Source organism: Castellaniella sp. (assembly GCF_036379515.1).
Taxonomy (GTDB): Bacteria; Pseudomonadota; Gammaproteobacteria; order Burkholderiales; family Burkholderiaceae_B; genus Castellaniella.
In genome coordinates, this window is sequence record NZ_DASVGN010000012.1 from 39,978 (window position 1) to 47,712 (window position 7,735).

Consider the following 7,735-nt stretch of genomic DNA (forward strand, 5'->3'; position numbering starts at 1 on the left):
AATGCGGAATAATGGACCGTTCATCTCGATGAGCTCACCGCAGACGAAAGGAAAACCCATGAAATTTAGCACAACGACCGCTTCTTCTTTGGCTGCGCTCAAGACGCAGGTACTGGCGGCGGGCGTCTTCAGCGACGGGACGCTGAGCGCCGCAGCCGAAGCCCTGGACGCGGCCTGCGGCGGCACACTGCGCCGCATCGCCAAGGCGGATTTCGATGGGGCCGTCGGCCAAAGTCTCACGCTGCACAAGCCTGAAGGCATCACGGCCGACAAAGTGATTTTACTCGGCCTTGGGCGACCCGACGCTTACCAGGCCAGCACGCTGGTCCGAGCGCACCAGGCGCTGGCCAAGGTCTGTCTGTCCACGAATGCACAATCGGCGATCAGCACGCTGTGCGCCTTGCCCTGCCCTGATGCGGACGCGACACAGCGCGCCCGACTCATCGCCCGCACGGCCATGACCGAGAGCTACCAATACGACCACACGCTGAGCACGCGCAAACCGTCACGGACATGGAACACGCTCACGCTGCACGTGCCCCGCGCCCAGGCGGCAAACACCCGCACCGGGCTGGACCAGGGAGCGGCGATTGGCAAAGGCACGAATTTTGCACGCCTGCTGGGCGATCTGCCGGCCAACGTATGCACCCCCACCTATCTGGGTCAGGCGGCCAAGGCGCTGGCGCGCGAGTTCAAAACACTGAAGGCTGAAGTCCTCGACCAGAAAAAGATCGAGGCGCTGAAAATGGGGTCCTTTCTATCGGTCGCCAAGGGTTCGGCGGAGCCCCCCGCGTTCATCGTGCTGCGGTACACCCCCGACGCAGCAGCCGCGCGCAAGACAAAACCCATCGTGCTGGTGGGCAAGGGGGTCACCTTTGACGCGGGCGGGATCTCCATCAAGCCAGCCGCCGCCATGGACGAAATGAAATACGACATGTGCGGAGCTGCCAGTGTGCTGGGCACGTTGCGAGCCGTGGCCGAACTGAACCTTCCCCGGGAAGTCATCGGCATCATCCCCAGTTGCGAGAATCTGCCCAGCGGAACCGCCAACAAGCCGGGGGACGTCGTCACCAGCCTTTCGGGCAAGACCATCGAAATTCTGAACACGGACGCCGAAGGCCGCCTCATTCTGTGCGACGCCCTGACCTACGCGGAACGCTTCAAGCCAGCTGTGGTGATCGACATGGCGACGCTCACGGGCGCCTGCGTGGTCGCGCTGGGCCACGTCAATAGCGGTCTGTTCACCCAGGACGACACCCTCGCTGCCGAGCTGCTGGCCGCCGGACGCGAAGCGCTGGACCCTGCCTGGCGCCTACCCCTGGAAGACGACTATCAAGAGCTGCTGAAATCCAATTTTGCCGATACGGCCAATATCGGTGGTCGTCCGGCAGGCGCCATCACGGCGGCCTGCTTTCTGTCACGCTTCACGCCCCTCTACCGCTGGGCTCACCTCGACATCGCGGGCACCGCCTGGCGATCCGGGAGCCAAAAAGGTGCCACAGGACGCCCGGTGCCCTTGCTGATGCAATACCTGCTCGAACATCTCCCCGCATGAGCCGCATCGATTTTGCCTACGGTGCCACGCACCGCCTGCGCATGGCCTGCCGCACGACAGCCCGCCATATCGAGGCAGGGCATGGGCTGATGGTGTACTGCACGGATGCTCGTCGCTTGCGGCGCTTCGATACGCTGCTCTGGGAATTCGATCCTGCAAGCTTCATCCCGCACGTGCCGTCCACCGATCCGCTCGCCCCGCTGGCTCCGGTTCTTCTGGTCGACGAGGCCTCTGCGCTGCACGACGTAGACGCCAGCGCCTGGCTGCTCAACCTGGACCTGGCCTGCCCACCGGGGGTAGAACGATTCGCCCGCGTGCTCGAAATCGTCTCAGGCCACGAGGCCGATGTCCAGGCTGCCCGCGCTCGCTGGATGGCCTACCAGCAGGCCGGTCACGACGTGCACGGGCACAGGCTGAGCACGCAGGAATGAGTGCACGTATCCAGCCTGCTTCTGGAACCTCTGCCCGCTACGACGGTCAAAACTGACAGCGGCATGAATGCGTCATACCACTTCACCCCTTCATGGACACCATCATTCAGCTTACTGTAAGATGGTGACGTGTTAGGATTGACTCTTGCCAGGACATACCAAGACAGGAAATCACAATGTCTGATCTTCGTCACACTCTTCCTCAAGACGGTGCCTATGAGGCCTCGTCCATCGTGGCGCGCAACCGTGTGCTGCGCAACACCTATTGGCTGCTCACGCTGTCGCTGATCCCCACCGTGCTGGGCGCGGCAGTCGGCATGCACTTTGGTGCGGGCCAGGCCATGGCCACCAACCCTGGCACCAGCACAGTGGTGTTCCTGCTGGGGGCTTTCGGCCTGATGTTCCTGGTCGAACGCAATAAGAACAACTCCATGGGAGTCGTGCTGCTGCTGGGCTTCACGTTCTTCATGGGCCTGATGCTGTCGCGCCTGCTGGGCATGGTCATGGGCCTGTCCAACGGCTCGCAGCTCATCATGCTGGCCTTTGGCGGCACGGCGGCGGTTTTCGGTGTCATGGCCTCCGTCGCCACGACCAGCAAGCGTGACTTCACCCACCTGCAGAAATTCCTCTTCATCGGGGTGGTTCTGCTGGTAGTGGCCATGCTGGCCAACATGTTCCTGCAAATTCCGGCCCTGATGCTCACGCTGTCGGTGCTGGCCATCGGAATCTTCTCGGTCTTCTTGCTGGTCGACCTGCAGCGCGTCGTGCAAGGAGGTGAAACCAACTACATCACGGCCACGCTCGCGGTGTATCTTGACCTCTACAACATCTTCACCAACCTGCTGATGTTGCTGGGCATCTTTGGCGGCAACCGCGACTGACTACCGCTCAATATTTCTGCAAGTCCATCAAGACCTGGCGTGTCCGTAGCGGCACGTCCAGCAGCTGATCCAGGCGCTCTCGTAGCGCCTGGCGCACTTCTGGCTCAGACGCCGAATCTTCAAAGTCGGGCATGGCAGCCTCGACGCCATAGCCCACCTGTTCGAGCAACTGCCATTCGAACCGACGCAACACGGCGGCCTGCGGGCCGTTCCTGGGCCCTGCCAGCACGTCCAACGAAACTTCGTAGGCGTCGAACACACCAGGATGCGAATCCTCTTGTGCCAGCAGTCGCAAGATCAGCTCGTTCATGTACCACGCGGACATCAACGCACGCCCCCGCAGCAAACGCACAGGGCCGGCCTCGGCCCGCGTCAGGGTATGCACCTCGGCATCGCCCGTCCAGGACAGCCACAGCGGCTGAAACCCCACCAGAACAGGACGCAGCGCCGAGTAAGGACGCTTGGCGCCCTTGGCCACCAGGGCGACTCGGCCATGATCGCGCGTGAACGCCTGGACAATCAGGGATGTTTCTCGCCAGGGGCTGGTATGCAATACATAGCCTCTGGCCTCTTGTACACGCTGGCTGCGCTTACTCATAGCCCAGATCGCGCAGCGCTGCTTCGCGATCCGACCACCCCTTGCGCACCTTGATGTAGACGTCCAGATGCACAGGTTTATCGAGCAGCTTGATCATGTCCTGGCGCGCCTCGGTGGCGATACGCTTCATGTGTTGCCCACCCGCGCCCAATAGAATCGGCCGATGGCTTTCACGTTCGACGATCACGCACGCAGCGACCCGGACACCGGCCTCGGTTTCTTCCCATTGCTCGATCACCACCGTGCAAGCATAGGGCAGCTCGTCGCCTACCAGGCGGAAGATCTTCTCCCGGACCAGTTCGGCCGCCAGGAAGCGCACAGGCCGGTCCGTCAGGGTATCTTCCTCGAACAGGTGCTCGGCCTCGGGCAAATGCAGGGCAATCTCGTCGACCAGCACGTCGAGCTGGGTATCACGCTGAGCGCTGACGGGGACCACGGCCGCATACGAGAACTCGTGGGTGAGCCGCGTCACGTACGCGAACAGCTCGTTCTTGTTCTTGAGCGCATCAATCTTGTTGACTGCGAGAACCACCGGTCGCTGGGTCGGTAGCAGTGGCAGCACGGCGGCATCGCCTGCCGACCATTTGCCTGCTTCGACCACGTGAACCACCACGTCGACCTCGGCCAGCGCCTGAGTGACGACACGGTTCATCATGCGATTCATGGCGCCGCCATGCCGCGTCTGAAAGCCCGGGGTATCCACGAAAATGAACTGGTCATGGCCCCGTGTGAGGACCCCATGGATGCGATGGCGCGTGGTTTGCGCCTTGCGCGACACGATAGACAGCTTGGCTCCGACCAATGCGTTGCTCAGGGTGGACTTGCCGACGTTGGGACGCCCCACCAATGCCACGAAACCGCAGCGAGTGACTGTCATTTTTTCTCCTGGGGCACAGCCACCGGCAGGCTGAGTTGCGCGGGTCGATGGTGCCGTCGACCCTGATGGCGCGTCGGCCCCAACGCCTCGATGACGGCAATGGCCTGCGCTGCGGCCGTCTGCTCGGCAGCTCGCCGGCTGCTGCCCGAGGCCTGCTCGCGGATCTGCAACGGGGCGACCTCACAGACCACGTCGAAGGTCTGATTATGGGCGGCCCCCCGGGTAGCCAGGACGGCATACTGCGGCAAGGCGAGACCACGACCTTGCACCAGCTCTTGCAGAAGTGTCTTGGCATCCTTGCCAAAGGTGCGAACGTCAATATGCGCGAGGATGGGCTGATACAGCCGCTCGATGGTTGCGCTGACTTCAGAAAAGCCGCCATCCAGATACAAGGCCCCCAGAATGGCTTCTACCGCATCCGCCAGAATGGAGGGACGACGAAAACCACCGCTTTTCAGTTCGCCTTCGCCCAAACGCAACAGCTCTGAGAGCGCAAGAGTCTTGGCGATGTCCGCCAATGCAGCCTGTTTGACCAGATTGGAGCGCACCCGGGACAGATCGCCCTCGTCCATTTCGTCGTGCGCGCGAAACAGCAACGCCGACACGACAAAGTTCAGGACGGAATCCCCTAGGAATTCCAGGCGCTCGTTGTGCGGCATGCCATGGCTGCGGTGCGTCAGAGCCTGCTCGAGCAGACCCATATTCTGGAACCGATAGCCCAGTTTGTCCTGTAGAGAATCCAGCCCCGCCATTATTTGAACCTGCCAATACGACTGGGTGAGCCAAAGTTCATCCAGATGAAGAACGCCCGCCCGACGATGTTGGCATCCGGGACGAACCCCCAATAGCGGCTATCGAGACTATTGTCGCGGTTGTCGCCCATCATGAAGTAATGCCCGGCCGGCACCTTGCAGCGCACGCCATCGGACAGATAGGTGCAGTTCTGAAAGTCGGGAAAGCGCGTGATGGGGACGAAATCCTGCGGTGCGTTGGAGTTGAGCAGGATCTCGTGCGTCACCGCCCCCAACTGCTCGCGGTATTCTCCCACGTAAGCAGCCCGATCGGGCTCGAAATAATCGCCATCACGGTCGTGGGGAACCAGGTTCCCGTTGATGGTGAGCGTCTTGTTTCGGTATTCCACTACATCGCCGGGCAGACCGATCACCCGCTTGATGTAATCCACGCTGGGGTCGACGGGATAGCGAAACACGACCACGTCTCCCCGGTGAGGCTCGCCAATGGGAATGACTTTCTTGTCGATGATCGGAAGGCGAATGCCGTACTCGAACTTGTTCACAAGAATCATGTCGCCGTTTTCCAGCGTAGGCAGCATGGACCCCGACGGGATGCGAAAGGGCTCCACCACGAACGAACGCAACACGAACACGAACAGAATCACCGGGAAGAAGCTGACGCAGTATTCCACCCACCACGGCGCGCGCAGGGCTTTCTCGTAGGCCTGGGAACACTCGGCATCCAGTGCCGCAGCATCCAGGCCGGCCGCGTTGTTGCGGCAGGCCTGCGCTGCAGCCTGCGCCCGCTCACGGCGCCGCCCACGCAGATGAAAACGGTCGAGCAGCCAGACTACCCCCGTGACGATCAGTGCCACAAACAACAGCAGTGCAAAATCCCAACTCATGTTGATGTCCGCCTATTTGTCCTCGACCTGCAACACCGCGAGGAAAGCTTCCTGCGGGATTTCGACATTGCCGACCTGCTTCATACGCTTCTTGCCGGCTTTTTGTTTCTCGAGCAATTTTTTCTTGCGGCTGATGTCGCCGCCATAACACTTGGCCAGTACGTTCTTGCGCATCGCCTTGACGTTCTCGCGCGCGATCACTTCGGCACCGATGGCGGCCTGAATGGCAATGTCGAACATCTGGCGCGGGATCAGGCCGCGCATCCGCGTGACGACGTCCCGCCCGCGGGTGCGCGCATTGCTGCGGTGCACGATCATGGATAGCGCGTCGACGCGATCACCATTGATGAGCAGGTCGACCCGAACCACGTCCGCTGCCCTGTATTCCTTGAATTCGTAATCCATGGAGGCGTAGCCTCGGGACACGGACTTCAGGCGATCGAAGAAATCCAGCACGATCTCGGCCAGCGGGATCTCGTAGCTCAGGTGCACCTGCCGACCGTGATAGCTCATGTTGAGCTGCACGCCGCGCTTGTTGGTGCACAGCGCCATGACCGGCCCCACATATTCCTGCGGCATGAACAAGGTCACCGTCATGACGGGTTCGCGAATTTCGCGAATCTGGCCGACTTCAGGCATCCGCGCGGGGCTGTCCACGCGCAATACCGTGCCGCTGCCGTCCAGGACCTCGTAGACCACGGAAGGCGCCGTGGTGATGATGTCCATGTCGAATTCACGCTCGAGCCGCTCTTGCACGATGTCCATGTGCAGCAGCCCCAGGAACCCGCAGCGGAACCCGAAACCCAGCGCCTGGGAGACTTCGGGCTCGAACTTGAGCGACGCGTCATTGAGCGCGAGCTTTTCGAGCGAGTCGCGCAGCTGGTCATAGGCGCTGGACTCGACCGGATACACCCCGGCGAACACCTGCGGCTTGACCTCTTTGAAGCCCGGCAACGCCCGGGCAGCAGGGCGTGCGGCGAGCGTCATGGTATCGCCCACCTTGGCGTGCTGCAGCTCCTTGACCCCCGCAATCACGAAGCCGACCTCGCCCGCCGTCAGGACGTCGCGCGGCTGGGACTTGGGCGTGAAGACGCCCAGCTGCTCGCACAGGTGCGTCGCCCCCGTCGCCATGAGCAGGATCTTGTCTTTGGGGCGCAAGGTGCCATTCACGACACGCACCAGCATCACCACGCCCACGTAGTTGTCGAACCACGAATCAATGATCAGCGCCTGCAGCGGCGCCTGGGGATCCCCCTTGGGCGGAGGGATACGGGCCACGACGGCTTCGAGGATCTCGTCGATTCCCTGCCCCGTCTTGGCACTCGCAAGGATGGCGCCCGACGCATCCACCCCGATGACGTCCTCGATCTCGGCGGCCACCGTATCCGGATCCGCCGAAGGCAAGTCCATCTTGTTGAGAACGGGGAGCACCTCGACCCCGAGCTCGATGGCGGTGTAGCAGTTGGCGACCGTCTGCGCCTCGACGCCCTGCGAGGCATCCACCACCAGCAGCGCCCCCTCGCAGGCCGACAGCGAGCGGCTCACCTCGTAGGAGAAGTCGACGTGGCCCGGCGTATCGATGAGGTTGAGCTCGTAGACCTGGCCATCGGCCGCCTGATAGCGCAGGGATGCCGTCTGCGCCTTGATGGTGATGCCGCGTTCACGCTCGATATCCATGGAATCGAGAACCTGTGAGGACATCTCACGGTCTTGCAAGCCACCGCAACGCTGGATCAGGCGATCGGCCAGCGTGG

The 7,735-nt window shown here is 62.1% G+C and carries 8 protein-coding genes; 3 read left to right on the plus strand and 5 right to left on the minus strand.

What is annotated here, in order from left to right; translation table 11 throughout:
- Positions 1-58: 58 nt before the first annotated feature.
- The 3 genes from VF285_RS04275 (at position 59) to VF285_RS04285 (ending at position 2,867) form a co-directional block, all read left to right on the plus strand.
- On the plus strand, positions 59-1,555 hold the full coding sequence (locus VF285_RS04275) for a leucyl aminopeptidase (protein WP_346951388.1): 1,497 nt from the start codon (positions 59-61) through the stop codon (positions 1,553-1,555).
- Entirely contained in the window at positions 1,552-1,986 is a 435-nt protein-coding gene (locus tag VF285_RS04280; RefSeq protein ID WP_346951389.1) for a DNA polymerase III subunit chi, read from the plus strand. Before VF285_RS04275 ends, VF285_RS04280 begins: the two co-directional genes overlap by 4 nt.
- A 176-nt stretch (positions 1,987-2,162) precedes the next feature.
- On the plus strand, positions 2,163-2,867 hold the full coding sequence (locus VF285_RS04285) for a Bax inhibitor-1/YccA family protein (protein ID WP_346951390.1): 705 nt from the start codon (positions 2,163-2,165) through the stop codon (positions 2,865-2,867).
- Between the two features lie 7 nt (positions 2,868-2,874).
- On the opposite strand, the gene recO is transcribed toward VF285_RS04285, so the two are convergent.
- From recO to lepA, 5 genes are all read right to left on the minus strand, one after another.
- Positions 2,875-3,465 carry a DNA repair protein RecO gene (gene recO, locus VF285_RS04290; RefSeq protein ID WP_346951391.1) on the minus strand — a complete coding sequence of 197 codons (591 nt, stop codon included), beginning with the start codon at positions 3,463-3,465 and terminating at the stop codon, positions 2,875-2,877.
- Entirely contained in the window at positions 3,458-4,342 is an 885-nt protein-coding gene (gene era, locus VF285_RS04295) for a GTPase Era (RefSeq protein ID WP_346951392.1), read from the minus strand. Before era ends, recO begins: the two co-directional genes overlap by 8 nt.
- Positions 4,339-5,094 (minus strand): ribonuclease III, encoded by a 756-nt coding sequence (gene rnc, locus VF285_RS04300; RefSeq protein ID WP_346951393.1) that lies wholly within the window; start codon positions 5,092-5,094, stop codon positions 4,339-4,341. Before rnc ends, era begins: the two co-directional genes overlap by 4 nt.
- Complete coding sequence (gene lepB, locus VF285_RS04305) at positions 5,094-5,981, minus strand: signal peptidase I (protein ID WP_346951394.1); 888 nt, start codon at positions 5,979-5,981, stop codon at positions 5,094-5,096. Before lepB ends, rnc begins: the two co-directional genes overlap by 1 nt.
- A 12-nt stretch (positions 5,982-5,993) precedes the next feature.
- On the minus strand, positions 5,994-7,735 hold a 1,742-nt coding region (gene lepA / locus VF285_RS04310; RefSeq protein ID WP_346951395.1), incomplete at its 5' end, for a translation elongation factor 4.

What these genes read in the sequence shown, in the direction of transcription:
- recO (WP_346951391.1), bottom strand. Translation starts at nt 3,465, where the DNA reads ATGAGTAAGCGCAGCCAGCGTGTACAAGAGGCCAGAGGCTATGTATTG.
- VF285_RS04275 (WP_346951388.1), top strand. Translation starts at nt 59, where the DNA reads ATGAAATTTAGCACAACGACCGCTTCTTCTTTGGCTGCGCTCAAGACG.
- era (WP_346951392.1), bottom strand. Translation starts at nt 4,342, where the DNA reads ATGACAGTCACTCGCTGCGGTTTCGTGGCATTGGTGGGGCGTCCCAAC.
- VF285_RS04280 (WP_346951389.1), top strand. Translation starts at nt 1,552, where the DNA reads ATGAGCCGCATCGATTTTGCCTACGGTGCCACGCACCGCCTGCGCATG.
- VF285_RS04285 (WP_346951390.1), top strand. Translation starts at nt 2,163, where the DNA reads ATGTCTGATCTTCGTCACACTCTTCCTCAAGACGGTGCCTATGAGGCC.
- rnc (WP_346951393.1), bottom strand. Translation starts at nt 5,094, where the DNA reads ATGGCGGGGCTGGATTCTCTACAGGACAAACTGGGCTATCGGTTCCAG.
- lepB (WP_346951394.1), bottom strand. Translation starts at nt 5,981, where the DNA reads ATGAGTTGGGATTTTGCACTGCTGTTGTTTGTGGCACTGATCGTCACG.